This window comes from Rhizobium sp. G187 (assembly GCF_051549525.1).
In the GTDB taxonomy this organism is placed as follows: Bacteria; Pseudomonadota; Alphaproteobacteria; order Rhizobiales; family Rhizobiaceae; genus Allorhizobium.
The window spans coordinates 215774-237314 of the sequence record NZ_JBPUGM010000006.1; the positions used below are offsets into that span (position 1 = coordinate 215774).

20 protein-coding genes, 1 tRNA gene, 1 riboswitch and 1 other annotated feature are annotated in these 21541 nt (G+C 62.1%); of the genes, 10 read left to right on the forward strand and 11 right to left on the reverse strand.

Annotation, left to right across the window (positions count from 1 at the left end):
- Positions 1-24: 24 nt before the first annotated feature.
- The 4 genes from argF (at position 25) to ACSV9I_RS17990 (ending at position 5877) form a co-directional block, all read left to right on the forward strand.
- A complete protein-coding gene (argF, locus tag ACSV9I_RS17975; protein ID WP_054156181.1) occupies positions 25-942 on the forward strand; it encodes an ornithine carbamoyltransferase in 918 nt (305 codons plus the stop codon).
- A 132-nt stretch (positions 943-1074) separates the two neighbouring features.
- Positions 1075-2064 (forward strand): Hsp33 family molecular chaperone, encoded by a 990-nt coding sequence (locus tag ACSV9I_RS17980; RefSeq protein ID WP_054156180.1) that lies wholly within the window; start codon positions 1075-1077, stop codon positions 2062-2064.
- A gap of 191 nt (positions 2065-2255) precedes the next feature.
- On the forward strand, positions 2256-4271 hold the full coding sequence (locus ACSV9I_RS17985; RefSeq protein WP_438330175.1) for a putative bifunctional diguanylate cyclase/phosphodiesterase: 2016 nt from the start codon (positions 2256-2258) through the stop codon (positions 4269-4271).
- 14 nt (positions 4272-4285) lie between these two features.
- Positions 4286-4341: a sequence feature (sul1 is cis-regulatory element that is thought to sense ions involved in sulfur or methionine metabolism; They are found in Alphaproteobacteria), on the forward strand.
- A 66-nt stretch (positions 4342-4407) separates the two neighbouring features.
- Positions 4408-5877, forward strand: coding sequence for a SulP family inorganic anion transporter (locus ACSV9I_RS17990; RefSeq protein WP_438330176.1), 1470 nt, complete (start codon positions 4408-4410; stop codon positions 5875-5877).
- An 86-nt stretch (positions 5878-5963) separates the two neighbouring features.
- Here ACSV9I_RS17990 and ACSV9I_RS17995 read toward each other — a convergent pair whose 3' ends face one another.
- From ACSV9I_RS17995 to ACSV9I_RS18005, 3 genes are all read right to left on the reverse strand, one after another.
- Complete coding sequence (locus ACSV9I_RS17995; protein WP_438330177.1) at positions 5964-6902, reverse strand: MYG1 family protein; 939 nt, start codon at positions 6900-6902, stop codon at positions 5964-5966.
- 81 nt (positions 6903-6983) lie between these two features.
- The gene (apaG, locus tag ACSV9I_RS18000; RefSeq protein WP_054156177.1) at positions 6984-7376 is read right to left on the reverse strand and encodes a Co2+/Mg2+ efflux protein ApaG; all 393 of its coding nucleotides are present in this window, start codon (positions 7374-7376) and stop codon (positions 6984-6986) included.
- A gap of 192 nt (positions 7377-7568) precedes the next feature.
- Positions 7569-8747 (reverse strand): O-succinylhomoserine sulfhydrylase, encoded by a 1179-nt coding sequence (locus ACSV9I_RS18005; RefSeq protein ID WP_054156176.1) that lies wholly within the window; start codon positions 8745-8747, stop codon positions 7569-7571.
- A gap of 46 nt (positions 8748-8793) precedes the next feature.
- A riboswitch (SAM riboswitch) is annotated at positions 8794-8872 on the reverse strand.
- Positions 8873-8945: 73 nt separating this feature from the next.
- Between ACSV9I_RS18005 and ACSV9I_RS18010 the strand changes: the two genes are divergently transcribed.
- Complete coding sequence (locus ACSV9I_RS18010) at positions 8946-10043, forward strand: 2'-deoxycytidine 5'-triphosphate deaminase (RefSeq protein WP_438330178.1); 1098 nt, start codon at positions 8946-8948, stop codon at positions 10041-10043.
- A gap of 86 nt (positions 10044-10129) precedes the next feature.
- Positions 10130-10203 (forward strand) — tRNA-Gly (locus tag ACSV9I_RS18015).
- 7 nt (positions 10204-10210) lie between these two features.
- Here the strand turns inward: ACSV9I_RS18015 and ACSV9I_RS18020 are convergent.
- The gene (locus tag ACSV9I_RS18020) at positions 10211-10765 is read right to left on the reverse strand and encodes an NADPH-dependent FMN reductase (protein WP_438330179.1); all 555 of its coding nucleotides are present in this window, start codon (positions 10763-10765) and stop codon (positions 10211-10213) included.
- 55 nt (positions 10766-10820) lie between these two features.
- Here ACSV9I_RS18020 and ACSV9I_RS18025 point away from each other — a divergent pair, with 55 nt between their 5' ends.
- A complete protein-coding gene (locus tag ACSV9I_RS18025; protein WP_438330180.1) occupies positions 10821-12365 on the forward strand; it encodes a VOC family protein in 1545 nt (514 codons plus the stop codon).
- Here the strand turns inward: ACSV9I_RS18025 and ACSV9I_RS18030 are convergent.
- Positions 12314-14305, reverse strand: coding sequence for a glycosyltransferase family 2 protein (locus ACSV9I_RS18030; protein WP_438330181.1), 1992 nt, complete (start codon positions 14303-14305; stop codon positions 12314-12316). The genes ACSV9I_RS18025 and ACSV9I_RS18030 overlap by 52 nt on opposite strands.
- A gap of 121 nt (positions 14306-14426) precedes the next feature.
- Here ACSV9I_RS18030 and ACSV9I_RS18035 point away from each other — a divergent pair, with 121 nt between their 5' ends.
- The gene (locus tag ACSV9I_RS18035; RefSeq protein WP_438330182.1) at positions 14427-15299 is read left to right on the forward strand and encodes a transporter substrate-binding domain-containing protein; all 873 of its coding nucleotides are present in this window, start codon (positions 14427-14429) and stop codon (positions 15297-15299) included.
- Between the two features lie 57 nt (positions 15300-15356).
- On the opposite strand, the gene ACSV9I_RS18040 is transcribed toward ACSV9I_RS18035, so the two are convergent.
- From ACSV9I_RS18040 to ACSV9I_RS18060, 5 genes are all read right to left on the reverse strand, one after another.
- Complete coding sequence (locus tag ACSV9I_RS18040) at positions 15357-15770, reverse strand: tellurite resistance TerB family protein (protein WP_054156170.1); 414 nt, start codon at positions 15768-15770, stop codon at positions 15357-15359.
- A 100-nt stretch (positions 15771-15870) separates the two neighbouring features.
- Positions 15871-16641, reverse strand: a complete 771-nt coding sequence (locus tag ACSV9I_RS18045) for a thermonuclease family protein (RefSeq protein ID WP_438330183.1) — start codon at positions 16639-16641, stop codon at positions 15871-15873.
- A gap of 12 nt (positions 16642-16653) precedes the next feature.
- Positions 16654-17322 (reverse strand): S24 family peptidase, encoded by a 669-nt coding sequence (locus ACSV9I_RS18050; RefSeq protein WP_054156168.1) that lies wholly within the window; start codon positions 17320-17322, stop codon positions 16654-16656.
- Between the two features lie 116 nt (positions 17323-17438).
- Positions 17439-18086, reverse strand: coding sequence for a response regulator (locus tag ACSV9I_RS18055; protein ID WP_054156167.1), 648 nt, complete (start codon positions 18084-18086; stop codon positions 17439-17441).
- A 123-nt stretch (positions 18087-18209) separates the two neighbouring features.
- The gene (locus ACSV9I_RS18060) at positions 18210-18629 is read right to left on the reverse strand and encodes a hypothetical protein (RefSeq protein WP_438330184.1); all 420 of its coding nucleotides are present in this window, start codon (positions 18627-18629) and stop codon (positions 18210-18212) included.
- A 102-nt stretch (positions 18630-18731) separates the two neighbouring features.
- Between ACSV9I_RS18060 and ACSV9I_RS18065 the strand changes: the two genes are divergently transcribed.
- Both ACSV9I_RS18065 and ACSV9I_RS18070 read left to right on the forward strand, forming a co-directional pair.
- The gene (locus tag ACSV9I_RS18065; protein WP_438330185.1) at positions 18732-19088 is read left to right on the forward strand and encodes a DUF952 domain-containing protein; all 357 of its coding nucleotides are present in this window, start codon (positions 18732-18734) and stop codon (positions 19086-19088) included.
- Positions 19088-20176, forward strand: coding sequence for a quinone-dependent dihydroorotate dehydrogenase (locus tag ACSV9I_RS18070; RefSeq protein ID WP_438330186.1), 1089 nt, complete (start codon positions 19088-19090; stop codon positions 20174-20176). The genes ACSV9I_RS18065 and ACSV9I_RS18070 overlap by 1 nt, the downstream gene beginning before the upstream one ends.
- Here ACSV9I_RS18070 and ACSV9I_RS18075 read toward each other — a convergent pair.
- Positions 20152-21516: an MATE family efflux transporter gene (locus ACSV9I_RS18075; protein ID WP_438330187.1), complete on the reverse strand. Its 1365-nt coding sequence runs from the start codon at positions 21514-21516 to the stop codon at positions 20152-20154. The genes ACSV9I_RS18070 and ACSV9I_RS18075 overlap by 25 nt on opposite strands.
- Positions 21517-21541 lie beyond the last annotated feature (25 nt).

Sequence of the window (21541 nt, forward strand, 5' to 3'; positions counted from 1 at the left end):
GAAAGCCGAGAACAGGTAGTTTAGATGGCATCCCCGAAGCATTTCCTCGATCTTTCCGCAGTCTCCGCAGCAGACCTCCGCACCATGCTGGACGATGCGTTGACCCGGAAGCAGGCAACCAAGGCTGGAACCGCAGGCAAGCCGCTGGCTGGCAAGATGCTGGCGATGATCTTCGAAAAGCCCTCCACGCGCACCCGCGTCTCCTTCGATGTCGGCATGCGCCAGCTCGGTGGTGAAACACTTTTCCTGTCCGGCACCGAAATGCAGCTCGGTCGCGCCGAAACCATTGGCGATACGGCCAAGGTCCTGTCGCGCTACGTCGATGCCATCATGATCCGTACCACCGATCACGCCCGTCTTCTGGAGATGGCCGAGCATGCGACTGTGCCGGTGATCAACGCCCTGACAGACCTCACGCATCCCTGCCAGATCATGGCTGACATCATGACGATCGAAGAGCATCGCGGTCCGATTGCCGGCAAGACGCTCGCCTGGACGGGTGACGGCAACAACGTGTTGCACTCCCTGGTCGAGGGCTCTGCCCGCTTTGGTTACCGGATGAACATGGCCGTTCCGCTTGGCTCGGAACCCGATGACAAGATCCTCAACTGGGCCCGCAACAATGGCGGAGAGATCCTGCTGTGCCATGATGCCGATCGTGCAGTCGACGGTGCGGATGCCGTCATCACCGATACCTGGGTGTCGATGAACCAGGAGCACAAGGCGCGTGGCCACAACGTCTTCCAGCCCTTCCAGGTCAATGCTGACCTGATGAAGAAGGCAAAGGATGAGGCGCTGTTCCTGCATTGCCTGCCAGCCCATCGTGGCGAGGAAGTCACTGATGAGGTGATCGATGGTCCGCAGTCCGTGGTGTTCGACGAGGCGGAAAATCGTCTCCACGCCCAAAAGTCCATTCTGGCCTGGTGCCTCGGCGCAATCTGACACCGAGCGCCACCGCAGAACCACCGCAGAGGTGGATCCCTTGACCTTCTGCATGGGTGACACCACTTGTGCGCTTTCTGATCGGGCCGCTCTGGCCCTGCATGTGGCGCCGTTTGCGCCGGGAGTACATTCATGTCGACGAGACAAGCAGAACTCGGCGAATTCGGTTTCGCCGGCGATGACCGCGTGGTCCCCTTTCAGGTCGAGGGCCTCGACGTGCGAGGCCGTGCCGTTCAGCTCGGCCCACTGATCAATAGCATCCTCGACCGTCATGCCTATCCGCAACCGGTCGCTCGACTGCTGGCCGAGACGATCGTACTGACTGTCCTGATCGGAACTTCACTGAAGTTCGAGGGCAAGTTCATCGTCCAGACCAAGGGCAATGGCCCGGTCGACCTGCTGGTTGCCGATTTCACGACGCCGGAAAACATTCGCGCCTATGCCCGCTTCGACGAGCAGGCCGTCGCAGACGCCGTCGCCTCGGGGCGCGCGTCGCCGGAAGAGTTGCTGGGCGAAGGCTTCCTTGCCTTCACCATCGATCAGGGCACCTTCATGCAACCCTATCAGGGTATCGTTCCGTTGGATGGCACCTCGCTCGAAGACATTGCAGGCGTATATTTTCGCCAGTCGGAGCAGATCCCAACCCGCGTGCGCTTGGGCGCTGCCGAACTCTTCGACCGTGATGCGGATGGCAAGCCGCGGCGAACCTGGCGGGCAGGGGGGCTGATTGCCCAGTTTTTGCCTGAAGCACCGGACCGCATGCGACAGCCTGATCTCCACGGCGGCGACGGCGACAATCGCGACCACGATCTCCATGGTGACGACGCCTGGCAGGAAGCGCGCATGCTGGTCGATACGATCGATGCCGACGAACTCACCGACCCGCAGATCGGGATTGAGCGGCTTTTGTTCCGCCTCTTTCACGAGCGGGGCGTGCGCGCCTACGAACCACAGCCTGTCTACGATCGTTGCAGTTGCTCGCGCGATCGTTTGAAAAGCGTACTCTCGGGTTTTTCGGCCGAGGAAATCGAAGCAAGTACGGAAAATGGGCAGGTTACCGTCAGCTGCGAGTTCTGCTCGACGAACTACCATTTCGAGCCATCGGAGCTCACGCCGGCCTGATGGGCTGTGGCGATATCGGTGATGGGCGGCTTTTGCCGGCCTTCACCTGCTCCAGTGCTCAGTCGACCTGAGCACCCATATGATGTTTTTTTGCGCATTGGGGGGTAGTCTCGCTGGCGCGCCTATCGCGGTATTCATCTATTCTAAATAAGGATTTCATAGGTTGCGGACCACGCGCCTTGGGGACCTGAATGCAGAATACCACGACAGATCGTGTCCGGGCCGATGCCTCAGGGGCCTCCGACGATCGGGGTGCAGAGGGGAGCCTCTGGACGGTAATTTCCCCGATCAAAGCGTTGAAGCGGCAATACGGCATCTGGACGAGTGCTACGCGCCGCCGAGCGATGGCCGAAGCCTATCGCCCGATCATGCGCGGTTTCCTCTTGCCGGGATGGGCCTATTATCTCTTTGTCACCTGGGGGCACTGGCGGGACGAAACGGGCTTCAATTTTTACTTTCTTGGCGGTCTCAGCCTGGCCACGGCAATTGCCTATGCGGTGTTCCGTTGGGCGCTTCTGCCGGCGGGCCGCACGCCGCTTCGTCGTCTGGAAACGGTTGGATTGGCCACCAATCTTTTAATGTATCTGAATGTTGTCGCCTACATGCAGACCCATTCAGAGCCACAGAAACTGATCTATTTCGTTTTGATGGCCGTCGTATTTTCTACGACCGGCGTCACGCTGAGGGCGACTTTGCTCAGCGTCACCCTCTCCATCGGCACCATGTTCTGGTTTGCCAGCAAAGCCCCGCCAGAGGTTCTCCATCAGTTCGCCTTCATCGGTGTTGCTTCGTCCTTCGCCTCCTTCGGCATGGCGACATTGCTGCGCAAGGCGATCCTGCGCCAGATCGATGCACGCCTGCTGGCCGACCAGCTTGCCGCCCGGGACAGTCTGACGGGCATCGCCAACCGGCGGTCGATCTTTGCCAATATCGACAGGCTGGTCCAGGAGCAGAGGCCTTTCTGGGTCGGTATCCTCGATCTGGATGGCTTCAAGTCGATCAACGACATCTATGGCCATGCCGTGGGCGATCAGGTTCTCTGTGAAGTGGTGGAGCGCCTCGGACGCCGGGAAATGCAGGGTATCGAAATCGGCCGGATTGGCGGGGATGAATTCGCCATCCTGATCCAGGGTGAAACCGAATCGACCCAGATCGAAGTCTACGGAAACTTCCTGATCAAAGACATCAGTCGCTCCTATGACATGCATCCACTCCGCCTGAACCTCAGCGGAACCATCGGCTTCGCGCATTTCCCGACCATGGGTAAGACGGCCCGCGAAATCTACGAAAAGGCGGATTTTGCACTCTATCGCGGCAAGCAGTTTGCAAGGCGGCAAACCACTGTCTTCACCACCAGCCAGGATGAGGAGATGCGCGAGACGCTCGCGCTTGAGCGGGCGCTGCGCGAGGCAAAGCTGGAAGATGAACTCTACCTGCTATTCCAGCCGCAAGTCGATCTGAACAGCAACAGGGTGGTCAGTTTCGAGGCGTTGGCGCGCTGGCAGAGCCCGGCTCTCGGCCTGGTCCCGCCGGATCGCTTCATTCGTGCTGCTGAACGTGCCGGTCTCATCCAGAGTGTCACGCGTGTCCTGTTCGGCAAGGCGCTGAACGCGCTTGACCTCTGGCCAGCGGATATCAGCATATCCTTCAATCTGTCCGCCCAGGACCTGGCTGAGTGCCAGTTTATCATGTCACTTGTATCGGAGGTCCGCGATCGCGGCGTTGATCCCGCCCGCGTGGAATTCGAAATCACGGAAACAGCCGTGATCAAGGATGTTGGCGCATCCCGCAGCGTGTTGCAGGAACTTTCCGCTGCGGGTTTCAAGATCGCCCTCGACGATTTTGGCTCCGGCTATTCCAGCTTCGAATATCTCGACCAACTGCCGCTCAACAAGGTGAAGATCGACAAGAGTTTTGTCCGCAAGGTTTCCGATAACCCCACCTGCCGGGAAATCGTCGCGGCCATTATCGCCTTGTGCGATAAGCTCGAGCTCAAATGCGTTCTCGAAGGCGTCGAGACGGATGAGCAGATGCAGACACTGGCACCACTAAAGCCGCAGATGATTCAGGGCTATCTGTTCGGCAGGCCGATCAGTCAACGCGATGTGCTGGCGCTGCTTCTGGAATTGGATGAGGTGCAAACAGTTCGCCTGCCTGCCCCAAACGTTGTGCCTCCTATGCTTGCCATGGAAACCCGCCCGCGTTAGAACGCCTTCATCCACAAGGACCCGGTGCAATTCCGGGTGGCTCTTCTGGCCGCCAATCCGCCAGACAACCTCAGCAACGCAACCGTCCCCCGACCGATCCCCTGGATCGGCCCGTTGTCCAATTCTGTGGTTTTTCATGACACGTTTCATAGCCTACCGCCGCGAGTGGTCCGCCAACCCCGTGCGCGAACTGCTCGCGGGTGCCGTCGCCACCTTCGCACTTATCCCCGAAGTCATCGCCTTTTCCTTCGTCGCCGGCGTCGATCCGCAAGTCGGCCTGTTCGCCTCTTTCGTCATCGGCATCGTGATTGCCTTTACCGGTGGACGCCCGGCGATGATCTCGGCTGCTGCCGGTTCCGTGGCCTTGGTCGTGGCCCCGCTGGTGGCCGCCCATGGCCTGTCCTACTTGCTTGCTGCCGGCTTGTTGGCCGGCCTTTTCCAGATCCTCTTCGGTGTCCTCCGTCTCGGCGTCTTGATGCGCTTCGTGTCAAAGTCTGTGCGCACCGGCTTCGTGAATGCGCTGGCAATTCTGATCTTTGCCGCGCAGGTGCCGCATATCGTCCACGGAGGCTGGTTGAACTACGCCATGCTCGCAGCAGGCCTCGCGATCATTTATCTGGTGCCGCGTCTGACAACGGTTGTGCCTTCGCCGCTCGTCTGCATTCTCGTGCTGACCGTGGGTGCCACCGTCCTGAAACTGCCGGTCATGACGGTCGCCGATCTCGGCAGGCTGCCGGATTCCCTGCCGGTCTTCGCATGGCCATCGGTGCCGTTGACGCTTGAGACCCTGTCGATCATTGCAGGCCCAGCGCTCGCCATCGCCATGGTAGGCCTCCTGGAATCGATGATGACCGCGAGCGTCGTGGATGATCTCACCGACACGCCAAGCCCGAAGAACATGGAATGCACCGGGCTTGGCATCGCCAATGTCGCGGCCAGCCTGTTTGGCGGTATTGCCGGTTGCGGCATGATTGGCCAGACGGTCAGCAACGTCAAATACGGTGGCCGCAGCCGCCTCTCCACCCTGTTCGCCGGCGTGCTTCTCCTGGTCTTGATGGTGGTTCTGAAGCCATGGGTTTCGCAAGTGCCGGTAGCAGCGCTGGTCGCCATCATGATCATGGTCTCGATCGACACTTTCGACTGGTCGTCGCTCCGCAGCCTGATCGTCCATCCGAAGATGTCGAGCGCCGTGATGGTCGCAACCGTCATCGTCACGGTGTTCACTGCGAATCTTGCCCTCGGCGTTGCCGTCGGCGTCCTGCTGAGCGGTGTCTTTTTCGCCTTCAAGGTCTCGGCTCTGCTCCGCGTCGAGGCCGATACTGACGAGGCGAGGGGGCGGCTCACCTACCGTGTGTCCGGGCAGATCTTCTTCGCCTCGGCCGATCTCTTCATCGATGCCTTCGACTATCAGGATGCTGTCGGCAAGCACGCCGTCATCGATCTCACCCATGCGCATTTCTGGGACATTACGGCAGTGGCAGCACTGGACCGCGTGCTTCAGCGCTTCAAGGCGCATGGCGTTCCCGTCGACGTGCTGGGTCTCAACGAAGCCAGTTCCACCCTCATCGGCAGTCTCGATTCGAGCGGCCGTCTGAGGGAAGTCTGAACGGTCACAAGCCCCTCAGGCAAAAGCCGCCGCACCTCTTCAGGATGCGGCGGCTTTCGTCGTTGTGAATCTCGGCTGATCCAATGTCAGACGGCGGTATTCGTATCCTTCAGTGCCTCTTCGACCGCAAGGTCGGCCATGGCGAGGATGGCTTCGCGTGTCCGGGCCGCCGCAATGAAGCGGCCATTGTGACAGAAGCTGGCGCCTTCGACACCGCAGGCGGCTTCCAACTCGCCATTGCTCAAGCCCGCCCAGGCGGCCGGCAGGTTGGCCCGAAGCTCGAAGCCTTCGTCAGCCCGGCGAATGCCAGTGACGCACCAGTCCTTGTCGCGCGGATGCACGACGAAGAGCAGATGTGACGCACCCGTCTTCACGATCGCCGGGCGAAATGGCATGCCCATCGGCAGTTCGAGAACGCGGCTCGTGCCCGTAGCTGCAATCGCATCGACGACAAGTGCCTCGGCGCGAAGCTTGGCTGCACGCTGGGAGATCCCGGCTTCGACCAAGGCACGCGCAATCGCAAGGGCAGCGTGAAAGCCGCGATCGTCGGCGCCTGGTTCGTTGTCATCGAACACCGGCTTCAGGGTCTCGAGCAGGCTCGGCAGTGTCAGTCCGGCCAGTGGGCCGGCGCTGGCGGGGCTGAGCGCCCCGTTGTCCATCAGGTCCACGGGCAGCACGAACTTCGCATCGAAGCCTTCATGCACCGCCTCGATATCGGAGGAGGGCACACCGGATGCGGCGAGATAGTCACGGCCGTAATGCTTCCACACCAGCCCGAACGAGCTGTAGGGCTGGCCGTCTTCGCGCAGCGGCGCGCCGCGCTGGTGGTGGTCGAAGATCTGCGCGGATGCGTCATAGGCCCCGCCGACATCATAGATGATGCGATCGCTGGCAGGCGTGATCCACTCCGGTGCCCGGCTGCGCACGATGCGCGCCTCCGGGTAAAGGCGTGTCAGGATGACGCTGGACAGCAGTTCATCGGCATGAAAGCCACCATTGTGGGTGACGAGATAATCTGGACTCATGCCGGAATGCACCTTTGTTGACGTGTCGCTGGTCGATGGGTCCAGATAGCCTTGGCAGCGTCCGAACTCAACCCGCATCCGTCAGTTCAGCGTGCGCACCATGCCGGGGCTGTCGAGCGAGAAGGCGGGAATGTCGACGTCGAAAGCCTCGCCATCGTCGGTTTCCATGCGATAGGTGCCGTACATCATGCCAGAGGGCGTATCGAGCGGACAGCCCGAGGAATATTCATAGCTGTCACCAGGCTGGAGTTGCGGCTGTTCTCCAACCACCCCAGGGCCGCTGACTTCGTCCACCTGACCATTCTGGTCGGTGATATGCCAATAGCGATGGGTCAGGCGAACGGTCTGGCGCGAATGATTGGCAATCACGATCCGGTAGCCCCAGACATAGCGGCTGTCATCGGGGTCTGATTGTTCTTCGAGATAAAACGGTTCGACAAGAACCTCGATGTCTCGTGTCAACGCGCGATACATGGCCGCATCCTGCGAAAAAGGCCTGTGATCATCACAAGATGTGTCTTTGTCGGATGGCGGCAAGGCCGGCCCTCGTATTTCATCATCCGGCCATGGGATAACGACGCGACAGCTCCCGTCAAGGGCATATGATCGGCCGCGCTTCGAGGCGCGACCGGCTTTTTTTGGTTTCTGGCGCTCATTCGGCGCTGATCACAACCCTTTGATTGCCGCAGCCAGGTCGTCGAGCAGGTCCTGCGTGTCTTCGATTCCGCAGGAGAGGCGAACCGTGCCGCCGGAAATACCAAGCTCTGCCCGTGCCTCGTCGGTAAGGTTCTTGTGCGTGGTGGTCGCCGGATGGGTGATCAGGCTCTTCGCATCGCCGAGATTGTTGGAGATCTTGATGATCTCCAGCGCGTTCTGCAGCTTGAAGGCAGCCTCCTTGCCGCCCTTGAGCTCGAAGCAGACGAGCGTCGAGCCGCCAGTCATCTGCTTCGCGATAATGTCGGCCTGCGGATGGTCCTTGCGGCCGGGATAGATCACGCGGGCCACAGGGCTCTGTTCGGCAAGGAAGTCTGCAACCGCCGCTGCCGTTTGCGTCTGCTGCTTCACGCGCAAGGGCAGGGTCTCCATGCCCTTCAGCAAGGTCCAGGCATTGAACGGCGACATGGCCGGACCCGTGTGGCGGAAATAGTCGTGCAGGTTCTCGTTGATCCATTCCTTCGACGAGAGCACGACGCCGCCAAGGCAGCGACCCTGGCCGTCGATATGCTTCGTTGCGGAATAGACGACGACATGCGCGCCGAGTTCCAGCGGCTTCTGGAAGAGCGGCGTGGCAAACACGTTGTCGACGATCAGCTTCGCCCCGATCTGGTCGGCAAGCTTGGCCACGCCTGCTATATCAATGACCTCAAGCGTCGGATTTGTCGGGCTTTCGAGGAACATCACTTTGGTGTTCGGCCGGATCGCATCTTCCCAGTTCTTCAGGTCGCGCCCGTCGACAAGGGTGCATTCCACACCGTAGCGCGGCGCCAGCGTCTCGACGACGTAGCGGCAGGAGCCGAACAGGGCGCGGGCAGCAACGATATGATCGCCGGCCTTCACCTGGCAGAGAACGGCGGCAGCAACAGCCGCCATGCCGGATGCCATGGCGCGACTGTCTTCAGCGCCTTCGAGCAGGCACATGCGCTTTTCGAACATGTCATTGGTCGGGCTGCCGTAGCGGGCGTAGATATAGCCGTCATTCTCGCCCTTGAAGCGGGCTTCGGCTGCTTCCGAGGTTTCATACACGAAACCCTGGGTCAGGAAGATCGCTTCGGAGGTCTCGCCATAGGGAGAGCGCAGCGTGCCACCATGAACGAGTTTCGTTGCCGGGCGCCAGTTCTTGCTCATGCGGGTGCCTTTCAAACACAAAAAAAACCGGTCGCGAATACGGACCGGTTTTGTGAACCCGGTCTATTTAGCCACTTGTTTAACGTGGCTGCAAGCCGACCGGCCAAATCACCACGGGATAAGGCTGCCTTACGCCTTCGCAGGCCTTGCGTCAATTGGTGGGCTTTGGTTTTGTCGGCCCAAACAGGATTGAGAAAAATGACCATCAAGTCCGGGATTTTGTCCGACCGCGCCATCGGTGCCTTGTTCGGCCAGGGCCAGCTGAAAAGCGAGGCCATGCTCGACAAGGATCAGATCCAGCCCGCCAGTCTCGATCTGCGCCTCGGCGGCAAGGCCATCCGGGTCCGGGCGAGCTTCATGCCGGGCCGCAACAGCACTGTCGCCGAGAAGCTCGACAAGCTGACATTGCACGAGATCGATCTCGAAAATGGCGCGGTGCTGGAAACCGGCTGCGTCTACATCGTGCCCCTGATGGAAAGCCTCGATCTGCCGGCTGAAATCTCGGCTTCCGCCAATCCGAAGAGCTCCACCGGCCGCCTCGACATCTTCACCCGCGTCATGGTCGATTACGCCCAGGAATTCGACAAGGTGCCGGCCGGCTACAAGGGCCAGCTCTACCTGGAAATCTCCCCGCGCACTTTCCCGATCATCGTGCGCCGCGGCTCGCGCCTGTCGCAGATCCGCTTCCGCGTCGGCCATGCATTGCTCGGCGAGGCCGAGCTCTTCGAGCTGCACAAGGCCGAGACCCTGGTTGCCAGCGACATGCCCAATGTCTCCGGCGGCGGCATCGCGCTCTCGATCGACCTCAAGGGATCAGGGCCTCAAGGCTTGATCGGCTATCGCGGCAAGCACCACACGTCCGTCATCGATGTCGATAAGAAGGGGGCGCATGATGTGCTCGATTTCTGGGAGCCGCTCTACAGCCGTGGCGCCGATGAGCTGATCCTGGATCCCGACGAATTCTACATTCTGGTGTCGAACGAAGCAGTGCATGTGCCCCCGCTCTATGCGGCCGAGATGACGCCCTATGATCCGCTGGTCGGGGAATTCCGCGTCCACTATGCCGGCTTCTTCGACCCGGGCTTCGGCCATGCCCCTGCCGGCGGCTCGGGCAGCCGCGCCGTGCTGGAAGTCCGAAGCCACGAGGTCCCCTTCATTCTTGAGCACGGCCAGGTCATCGGCCGGCTCGTCTATGAACACATGCAGGAGCGCCCCGAAGGCCTTTATGGCACGGGCCTCGGCTCCAACTACCAGGCGCAAGGCCTGAAACTGTCAAAGCATTTCCGCCTGCCTTGAAGATCGGTGTGGAACCAAGGGCGTCCCGCTTTCGGCCGCCTGCCGCTTGACAGGCCGGCCGAACTGTTGGATTCCTCATCCCCGTCGCGGGTGTAGCTCAATGGTAGAGCAGCAGCTTCCCAAGCTGAATACGAGGGTTCGATTCCCTTCACCCGCTCCAATTCTCTTCACTTTTCCCCCGCAAACCGCGCAAACGCCGCCAGCAGATCCGCCAGGCGCTTGACTGTCGCCTCGTCGGTGAGATTGCCCTCGGCATCGAACAACGTATGCGCCTTTGACACCATCAGCCGCTTTTCCGAGAATGTCCGGCAGCCCAGCGTATGCAGAACGGGAAGCCAGGCATTCTGGCTGAGCAGCGTGCCGAAATTGCCAGGAGACGCGCCGACGAGCGCGAAGGGCTTGCCGCCAAATACTTTCGCGATATCGGAGGATGGGCGGGACAGCCAGTCGATGGTGTTCTTGAAGGCGCCGGGAATGCCGTTGTTGTATTCCGGCGTAAACAGGATCACGCCATCCGCGGCCTGGATCTTTTCCTTCAAAGCCGTCACGGCAGCCGGAATGCCTTCGGCCGCTTCCAGGTCGCCATCATAGAGCGGAACGCCGTGAATGCCCGCCGCTTCGATCGCGTACCCCTCCGCCGGCAGCCGGGTGGCCGCGTTCAATAGCGCCGTGTTCAGCGAGCCCTTGCGCAGGCTGCCGGATATCCCGAGCAGTGTCACCATGGTCTGGTCCTTTCGATGATTTGATGTATGGGAAGGGTAGGACAGGGAGAGAGCGATGACCAGCGGCCTTCACCACATCACGGCGATCACCCGGAAGATCCAGGCCAATGTCGACTTCTATTGTGGATTTCTTGGCCTTCGGCTCGTCAAGCGCACCGGCGGTTTCGAAGATGCGGCTCAGCTCCACCTCTTTTATGGTGACGCGGAGGCAAGCCCCGGATCACTCGTCACCTTTCTCGCCTGGGAAGACGGCTCACCCGGCCGTGTCGGCCACGGTGCACCGAGCGAAATCGCCTTTGCCATCGCCCCGGCCGCGATCGGATTCTGGCTGACGCGGGCCCTTCAATTTGGTGTCGCCGCAACGGGTCCCAGCCTCGAATTCGGTGAACCGGTCCTGCGCCTGACCGATCCCGACGGCATCATCGTCAAGCTGGTGGGCACCGAAGCCGTGGCCGCCGGCGCCGTCTGGCCCATGCACGGCATGGAGGCCGATGACGCTATCCGGGCGCTTCGCGGCGCAACGCTTCTCTCGGAAAAGCCCGAGGAAACCTCGGCCTTCCTGGGTCAATATTCCGGCTTCGTCATGGCCGCGCAGGAAGGCACCATTCGCCGGATGACCTCAGCCAGCGGTCAGATCCTCGACATCCGGGATGCGACGGGATTCTGGCCGGCAGCACCGGGCACCGGGGCCATCGATCATGTCGCCCTGCGGATGGCTGATCGAGGCGCCGTCGACAGGGCCGCTGCAGTTCTGTCGGGCGCCGACGCCAATGCGGTCAATGTTCATGATCGCAAGTATTTCTACTCCCTCTATGTCCGCGAACCGGCCGGCTGCCTGATCGAACTCGCCTCCGATGATCCGGGTTTCGGAGTGGATGAAGCGCCTGGTGATCTCGGCACGACCCTGTTCATCCCCGAGCATTTTCATCTGCGCCCGGAAGATATCGTGCCCATGCTGCCGCAATTCGGGCTGCCGGGTGAACCGCGCACCATCTACCGCGACCTTCCCTTCGTCCATCGCATCCATGAGCCGGAGCGCCCCAACGGATCGGGCCTTGTTCTCCTGCATGGCACGGGCGGCAACGAGGCGAGCCTGTTGCCGCTTGGGCGCAAGATCGCGCCACAGGCCACGCTTCTCGGCCTGCGCGGTCGTGCGACGGAGGAAGGCGTCGCCCGCTTCTTCCGCCGGTTCGGCCCGCTCTCCTTTGACCAGCAGGATATCCGCGCCGAGGCGGAGGCCTTATCGGCCTTCATCGAGGATATGGGCCCGGCCTATGGTCTCTCGAAGGCGCGTACCGCCTTTGTCGGATATTCGAACGGCGCCAATCTGCTTGCCGCCGCGATGCTCCTCCATCCTGGCCTCATCTCCACCGCCATCCTCATCCGCCCCATGCCGGTGCTCGACGCACTGTCGGACGTGGATCTGTCCGCCGCCCGCATTCTCGTGGCGGCCGGCGACCGTGACCCATATCTGCCGCAGGCACAGGATCTGGCGAAGCAACTGCGTGAGTGCGGGGCCGATGTCACGTTCACCGCGCTTGACGCCGATCACGCGCTCTCGCCTGATGACGTGACCGCCGCGCAGTCCTTCCTCGGCTGAGCAAGGCCGGCTGTTGTCGTGGCCGCGCGGCTCGGGCTGTGCGGTGTCTTGTTCCAGTAGAAGGGCTTGAAGCGCAGCTCGATCGCCGCCTTCCAGGCAGCCAGAGATACGCCCATCCAGTAGACGGGGATGAGCATCCAGCGGTGTCCGAGTGATTTCCTCTCGGTGCCGCTCATCGGGAGGGCCCCGAGGACGAAAAAGATCGCATAGCTGCCAAGAATGTTGATCAGGTCGATGGCAAGCAGCACGGTGGTCATGAGATTGGTTTGGGCGATCGGCACCTCCCGCAGAGATGTCACGGCCACCGCGATGAACAGGATCAGCGCGGGATGCGTGAGCGCCGCAACCAGCATGCCGCCGACGAGCAGTTGAAAGACGAGAAACGCGCCAAGCCCCATCTCCTGCGCTGTTCTGGCCGGGCTTCGCATCAGCACCAGCCAGGTCTGTAGCCAGCCTTTGTACCAGCGCGTCCGTTGCCCGAGCCAGACCTTGAAGTGTGTCGGGGCGTCTTCCAGTGTCGGCGATGTGATGGTCGAGGCCCGGTAGCCTGCCCGGTAAAGCCGCATGCCGAGATCCGCATCCTCGGTCACGTTGTAAGGGTCCCAGCCGCCGCTCTTCACCAGCGCCTGCGTCTTGAAGTGGTTCGAAGTACCGCCCAGCGGCATCGGCAGCCGGTGATGGCCGAGCGCCGGCAAAAGCTTGCGGAAGAGGGCGGAATATTCGAGCGCGAAGATCGCGCTGATCCAGCTCTCGCCACCATTGGCAATGGCGAGCGGCGCCTGCAGGCAGGCAAGGTCCGGCGGTCCGAGACGGAAGGTGTGATAGGCTTCGCGCAGCTGCTGTGGATCTGGCCGGTCCTCCGCGTCGTAGATCGTGAGGAATTCTCCGCGCGCGCCGGCAAGCGCATAGGTCAGCGCCTTGGGCTTGGTGCGCGGCAGTGAAGAGGGCACCGCCACCACCTCAAACTGCGGACCCGGACGTGCGGCCTGAAGGGCCGCCAGTGTTTCGTGGTCATCGGCTTCGCAGACAATCTTGATGTCGAGCAGGCTCTTTGGCCAGTCAAGCGCGGAAAGGGCGGTCAGCAGCTGTGGCACGACCGCCGCCTCCCGGTAGATCGCAACCATGACGGTGTAGACGGGTAACGGGCTTTCTGGGCTTTGGAGTTCTGGTGCCGCCACATGCCTTTCCGATGTGCCGCCCTGCCTGCGGCGTGCCTTCTCTTGCTGGCAGCTGTGCTGGATCACCATCATCCGCAAGGCAAGGGCGGCCAGATGGAAAAGCGACATGACGATATGCAGGGCAAGAAGCGCTGCCATCGGCGAGATCGAAGCGACGACAATCAGGACGGAAGCAAGCAGGCCGGCGAGAAAGCCCTGTTCGCCGGTGACCACAAGCCGCGCCGACTGGCTGCGCGCGCTTTCGAAGAGCCCGCCAACAGCTTCGCGGGATCGTCGGCGCGCGCCTGCGGCCCACACGGCGTTCCGGACAGCGGACGGTGTTGCCACCACAACGGAACCCGCCATGTCGCCGCCGCGCGACAAGCGTCGTGCCAGAGCGTCTGCTGTCCGGATCTCTGGCACCACGACCATGATCGGCGGCCTGTCCGGATAATGCAGCCGGAGGAGGCGAGGTTGCTTGAGTTGGCTGTCGAGGCCGGAAAGGTCGGTGACCAGATCTGCGGGAATGACATCCAGGAAGGTGAACCCGAACATCCGCGCCAGGCCGGCATAATAGGCATCTTCCTGCACAGCGCCACTGGCCAGAAGTTCCTGTTCGATTGTTGTGCGGTGTTTAGCGGCCCTGTCTGCCATGCGGGCAATCAGCGGCTTGGCGATTCCGAGCCGATGCAGCAGGCGTGCCTCTGCCTTCAGTTCCCCAATACCGTCAAACGGCGGACCGGCGTTCCCGGCCGCAGGGTGCCGGTCTCCTTTGGCGCGCAACTTTCCTGTCGGTCGGCATGGCAACGCCGCCCGCGGGTCGTATTCCCTCGTCCAGACCAAACTGCTACACGTCATCGCAAAAGATGACGTCCCCTAGCTTCCCCGGTAGTAAGTGTTAACGATGCGCGCAAAAGTTTCATCCCTAGAATTGCCGGGGCTCTTGCAGTTGCTGGCCCGTCTGATCTTGGCCCTGCCTCTGATGGTGAGTCCCGCGGTTGCGCAGATGACCGAACTGCCGATCCTGTTTGACGCGCGCGAGCGGCTCGCCCGACCCGATGTCAATGACATCCTGCGGCTCCGTTTCCTGACGACGGCCGATTTCCCGCCCTTCAATTTCACCGATCAGACCGGGCGTCTCGCCGGTTTCCACGTCGATCTCGCCCGGGCGCTCTGCGCCGAACTCGGCATGGAGAACCGCTGCCAGATCCAGGCTCTGCCCTATGAACAGCTGGCGACCGCTTTGGAAGGTGGACAGGGCGAGGCGGTGCTGGCAGGCGTGGCGGTCACGTCGCAATTGCGTGAGCGCTTTCGGTTTACCCGGCCCTATCTGCTGCTGCCGGCGCGCTTCCTCACCAACAAGCAGGCATCACTGGCGCGCACCGATGCGCGCGCCCTGTATGGCAAGCCTGTGGGCGTGATCAAGGGAACGGCGCATGAGGCCATGCTGCGGGCCTTCTTCCCCGATGTGAAAGCGCAAGGCTTTGACACCCGCGATGCCATGCTCGAGGCGTTGAAGGCCAAGAAGGTCGATGCTGTCTTCGCCGATGCCCTGCAACTGTCCTTCTGGATGACAAGCCCCGCATCGGCCGGTTGCTGCGACCTGTTCGACGGCCCCTATCTGTCGGAGCAGTTCCTCGGCGAGGGGATGACCATCATGGTGGGTGGGCAGGATGCGCGCTTGTCGGCGGCACTCGAAAGCGCGCTTGCAGCCGTCTCGCGTGACGGCCGCCTGGAAGAGATCTACCTGCGCTATTTCCCGACGGGGATTTACTGATCCCATCTGCCGGGCGGACAGGGCGAAAGGCCGGTGTTCTGACCTCGAGAGAAGCCGTCAGAGAGTGCGATAACGGGCCGTTGCGCTGCGCTCAAGAGCAGCGCAGGTGAGCGGGTCGAGGCGAAACCGGTCGCGAAGCAATTTCAGAAGGCGGAACTCCTCCGGCCGGATCGACAGGTCGACGGCAACGATCTCGACCGCCAGGGCATAGGCCGTGTCGCGCAAATGGTCGGGCAACGCATCCTTGATCGTTTCGAGGGCGATCTCCAATCCCTCTGGGCCGCTCAAAATGCTGGCGCAACGCTGCGAAACCGGGATCAGCTGCTCCTTGTCGAATGCATCGAAGACCGGCAGGATGTCGATCAACTGGCCGATCCGCACCAGCTCCTTTTCAGCCATGGCGCTATCGACGGCTGAGGCCATTACCATGACGAAAATCAGCGCTTCTTCCGGGGAAACATGGTTGCTCATGGCGTCGATCGGTTCCTTGTTGTTGTGTCCGAAGAGTAGGGAGCGGTTTGCGCTGTTTCAAGCTCTGCCAGCCACGGCACTTCGTGGTCTCGGGCCTTGTTCAGGGGGCGACAGCGGCGAAAAGTCCGCGCGCCTCGCTGCGGGCCTGCTCGGTAAGGGCGGTGAGCCCGGAACCTGCCTCCGCCTCGGCCCAGCCCTGTTTGGCAAGCCATGCGGACACATCCTGCGCGCCGACCCAGCAACGTGAGCGGATTTCGCCCTGCCAGCCGCTGCCGAGCGTTTCGCAGGCGACCGAGCGGTTGCGGATGAAAAGACGCTGCTGCGTCCGTGCCATGGCCCCGCATGGCCATGCGCCACCGCTGGCATCCGGACAGGTGCGCTCGGGATCGGTCGCCTTGATATCGGCAAGCCGGATCCGCTGCTCTGCGCCAAAGCCGAGTATGCCGGCTTGCAGGCTGTTCGGTCGATGAAGCAGTGTCACGCGGGCACTCTCCGCCGTCTTCTCTTCGCTCAGCGGCTGGCGTGCCTCGATGCGTTCGAGATTGCCGGCGGGGGCGAAGGCAGGATAGGCAAAGACGTCAGGCTCGATCGGCCGAACCGTGCCCTGCGCTCTTTCGCTTCCGGCATCCGGCGTGCCCGCAGGTGCCATGGCGGTGGCGGTTTGCGCAACATCTGCTGCGCCCTCTGTCTCTCCCGTCGGCGCTGCAGCACCGGTCTCTGGCAGATCAAGGTCATCCAGGTCGGGAACTTCAAGGTCCTGCATGTCGTAATCCGGTGGCGCGTCGGAGAGCCAATGGCCGGCATTGGCAACCAGATAGGCCCAGACGAACAGTCCGCCGATGCCGGCAATCGTGATGAGGGTACGACGCATAGGTGCGTTTTCCTATTGGCTGGCCCAGATGATGCGTGCCACCCATTCCACATCCGCCATGTCGATGACACGCGTCGGATGTTCTGGATTGAGTGATTGCAATTCCACTGCGCGCGCCGTCTGTCGGGCGAGGATCTTGGCCATGACCTCGCCCTCCCGCGTCTTGACCACCACGCGGTCTCCACGCCGGACCTGCGCGCCCGGTTCGACGATCAGGGTGTCGCCGTCACGATAGAGCGGCTTCATGCTCTCGCCCTGCACCTCAAGCGCATAGACGCCACCCGCAGACCCTGGGGCTGCCGGAAACTCGACCATGTCCCAGCCTTGCCCCGCCGGAAAGCCGCTATCGTCGAAAAAGCCGCCGGCGCCCGCCTGGGCCATGCCAAGCAGGGGGATCGAGCTCACCTTGGGCGGAAAGGAGCCGGGAGGCAGGCTCTGGGCGCTGCCGCCATTGGGCGAAATAAAACCCATGAACTGGTCCAGGCTGGCGCCTGTTGCCTCCAGCACCTTGGAAATCGATTCGGTGGAAGGCCAGCGCATGCGGCCGTCGGCCGCAATCCGCTTGGATTTGTTGAAGGAGGTGGGATCAAGCCCGGCACGACGCGCAAGCCCTGACGGCGTCAGGGAATGTCGTTCGGCGAGCCTGTCGATCGCGGCCCATATGCTGTCGTGCGAAAGCATGGTTGCGCCTCACCCAGCGCCGGCAATGTCGGATGATCCTGTCCGGCAGTCTCGGAAGACCATAGAGCAGCCGCACGCGCTCGTAAAGCAAAAAGGAATAAAATCCTTAAGTGCCGTCAGGCAACCATCGCCATGTTGATCTTGCCGAGCTGGATCACGGCCTGGGTCCGGCTGTCGACCTTCAGCTTGAGAAGGATCGCCGAGACATGCGCCTTGATCGTAGCCTCGGACACGCCGAGTTCGTAGGCGATCTGCTTGTTCAGCAGTCCTTCACCAAGCATGCCGAGAACGCGGCTCTGCTGCGGTGTCAGGGTCCGCAGCCGGCTGATCAGATTTGCCACATCCGGGTCGCTCTCCTGCCCATCCTGGTAACCGGGCGGCGTGCAGATGTCGCCTGCCATCACCCGCTCGATCGAGGCGCGGATCTCTTCAATACCGGCCGATTTCGAGATGAAGCCGGAAGCGCCGAGTTCAAGCGCACGGCGGATCGTAACCGCGTCGTCTGTCGCGGAAACAATCACCAGCGGCAGGCTGGCGAATTCGGCACGCAGCGCCATCAGTCCGGAAAAGCCGGAGACACCGGGCATGGCAAGATCGAGTAGCATCAGATCGGCATCGGCATGTGCTGCGGCGGCCTCTCGGGCTGCCTCGAAGTCGCCGGCCTCAATGATGGTCTGGTCTCCGTCGATGCCGGTTACGGCCTGGCGCAGCGCGCCGCGGAAAAGCGGATGGTCGTCGGCGATGATGAAGGTTGATGCGGTCATGTCAAAGCCCCCTCCCAAGAGCGATGTCATCGGCGCGCAGATGGCGCGGTCACTGTCTTTTAGCGCTTGCTGTGCCTCTAGACAATGGTCGAGCCGCGAAAGCCCTGAAATCCTTGAGTTTCGTCAAGTTTGATCGGGTGCGGGTGCCTTTTCCTCATCCCGGAAGGTCTGTACGAGGCCGAAAAAGGCCCGCATGAAGCGTTCCATGATGCTGATCGAGCGGTCGATTTCCGCATCGCTCGGCAGGTTGCCGCTTGTCGAGGCTGTGCCGGAGGCGATCTGCGTCTCCAGCGCCTCCATGCGCTTTTCCAGCCGTGCGAGATCGGCGTCATAGGCCGCGCGCTCATCAGCCGCCATTCGGCAGGTCAGCGTACCCTCTGCCTCGGTGCAAAGCGTGACGGCGCCTGTCTGCCGGTCCAGACGCACGAAACCGCTTTCGGATTTCTCCAGTGTATAGCGACCGCTGTCCGTTTCCTGGGCAGAGACGGCAGGAGCGGAAAGCATGACCGCGACAAGCGCGCTGACGATGTTTCGGATCGACATCGGAACCTCCTCTGGTCCAAGCCGGGCTTCATCGCCCGTGGACATTTGTGCTCGTTTGCGGCAAACCCCGACCCACCCTCATGATCTGGGAGAGACCGGACCTTGGACAAGACCATATACAAGATCGTGGCGCAGGAATTGTGGCAGGAGGCGCGGCGCCTTGGTGTTTTCAAGGGTGCGCCCATCGATCTGAAGGACGGCTACATCCATTTTTCCACCGCAGCTCAGGCGGTCGAGACGGCCCGCCTGCATTTCTCGGGTCAAGCGGGCCTCCTCCTCGTCGCCGTCGATGCGACTGTCTTTGGCGACGCGCTCAAATGGGAGCCGTCGCGCGGTGGTGATCTCTTCCCGCATCTTTATGCCGATCTGCCGCTCGACGCGGTCCATTGGGAAAAGCCGCTCGCCCTCGGCCAGGATGGCCGGCATGTCTTTCCGCCAGCTTTCGAGGAAACCCGCTGATGCTCGATCTCTTCTCCCTCGGCCGTCGCGGCCTCTTCCTTTTCGATGCCGAAACGGCGCATGGCCTGTCGATTGCCGCGTTGAAAACCGGTCTTGTCCCGGCATGCCGGACATCCGCTGATCCGCGTCTCGCCCAGACGGTGGCCGGCATCCGCTTTGCCAATCCGCTCGGCATGGCGGCCGGTTATGACAAGAATGCGGAAGTCCCGGATGCGCTGCTGTCCCTCGGCTTCGGCTTTGCCGAAGTTGGCACCCTGACACCCAAGCCGCAGGCCGGTAATCCCAAGCCGCGCATCTTCCGCCTGGAAGGCGACCGTGCCGTCATCAACCGCCTCGGTTTCAACAATGAGGGCCACGACGCGGCACTTGCCCGGCTCTCCGGCCGCGGCAATCGGTCGGGCATTGTCGGCGTCAATATCGGCGCCAACAAGGATGCCGTGGATCGCATCGCGGATTATGTCGACGGCATCCGCCGCTTCTATCCCGTCGCCACCTATTTCACCGCCAACATCTCCTCGCCCAACACACCGGGCCTGCGCGACCTGCAGGCAAAGGAGAGCCTGGATGCACTTCTCTCAGCTGTACTCGCCGCACGCGACGAAGAAGCGATCCGCGCGGGCAAGCGCCTGCCGGTCTTCCTGAAGATTGCGCCGGACCTGACGGAAGAAGGCATGGACGACATTGCCGAAGTTATCGGCGTACATGATCTCGACGGCCTGATCGTCTCCAACACCACGCTGTCCCGTGACGGACTGACGGACGCGTCCCTTGCCGCTGAAGTCGGCGGCCTGTCGGGCGCGCCCCTCTTCGACCGCTCGACAGCGGTTCTGGCGCGCATGCGCAGCCGCGTCGGCATAAGCCTGCCGATCATCGGCGTCGGCGGTGTATCCTCGGCCGAGACGGCGCTCGAAAAGATCCGCGCCGGTGCCGATCTGGTCCAGCTCTATTCCTGCATGGTCTATGAAGGCCCCGCATTGCCGGGCCGCATCGTCAGGGGTCTGTCGGCCTTGATGGATCGGGAAAAGGTCTCGAACATCCGTGAATTGCGCGACAGTCGCCTGGATCACTGGCTCTCGGCAAAGGTCTGATCGGCCTTCGTCTTGAGGCGCAGCAGGAGAAGAATGCCGCGCAGGGCCAGAAACACGTTGAGCGCGATCCACAGGCCGTGATTGCCGAGGATCGGCGTCAGCGCCGCGACCGTGGCCAGATACCCGGCAAGCGCAACAATCATCATGTTGCGCATCTCCACCGACCAGGTGGCACCGATAAAGACGCCGTCCATCTGGAAGGCGAGCGCCCCGGTGAGAGCAGTCAGCGCCGCATAGGGCAGGTAGGTTTCCGCTGCCGCCCGGACATCCCCGGCCGTGGTGATAAAGCCGATGATCGCATCGCCGAAAACCAGGAAGAAGCCGAGGCTCGCCAGTGCAAGCGCCAAGGACCAGAGCCCCGTGAGCTTCACGGCGCGCTCGAAGGCTGGGCGCTGGCGTGCGCCGACGGCCTCACCGGTAATCTGCTCGGCCGCCGTTGCCATGCCATCGAGATAGAAGCTTGCGATCATGAAGAAGTTCATCAACACGGCATTGGCCGCCAGCGTCACGGCGCCGAACCCGGCACCGATCCGGGTCATCACGGTAAAGGCTGTAATCAGCGAAAAAGTCCGGATCAGGATGTCCCGGTTGAGCCGGAAGAGCGCCATCATCTTGGCCTTGTCGAGGATCATCGCAAGGCGCGGCTGTGCCGCTGCCCCATAGCGCCAGGCGAGAAAGCCGAAGCCGGCCAGCATGGCAACCGTCTCACCGATCACCGTTCCCCAGGCAACCCCGGCAATACCGTAGCCGAAGGTGATGCCGAGCAGGATCGACATCACGATATTGACCCCATTCAGCAGGATCTGCAGCGACAGTCCCACCGTGCCCAGGCCGCGGCCAAGCACAAAGCCGAGCAGCGTGAAGTTGGACAGCGTCACCGGGGCGGCCAGAATGCGGATGCCGATATAGGTCGCCGCCGCTGACTGCACTTGACCGTCAGCCCCCATCAGTGCCGGCCCGCCTCCCACGATGAGCGGTGAGAGAAGAAGAATGGCGAACCCGAAACCGAGCGACAACAGGATTGATCGCCAGAACACGGCAAACAGTTCGGCTGGGTCGCCGCGCCCTTGCGCCTGTGCCACGAGCGCCGTGGTCGAGGCGCGCAGGAAATTGAGGCTTGCGAACATCAGATCGAAAAGCGCCGCCGCAATCGCCAGTCCCGCCAGCGCCTCTGCCGATCCGCTGCGCCCGACCACAGCCGTATCGGTCAGGCCCAGAAGCGGCGTCGTAACGAAACCCAGCGTCATTGGCACGGCGATCGCCAGCACCGTACGGTGCGTGACGGCAATGGTCCGGAAGGCGGGGATCCGGGAGGCGGGGGGCGGCGAAGAGGTCTGCATGGGCTGCTCCGGCAAGGACCGGAGC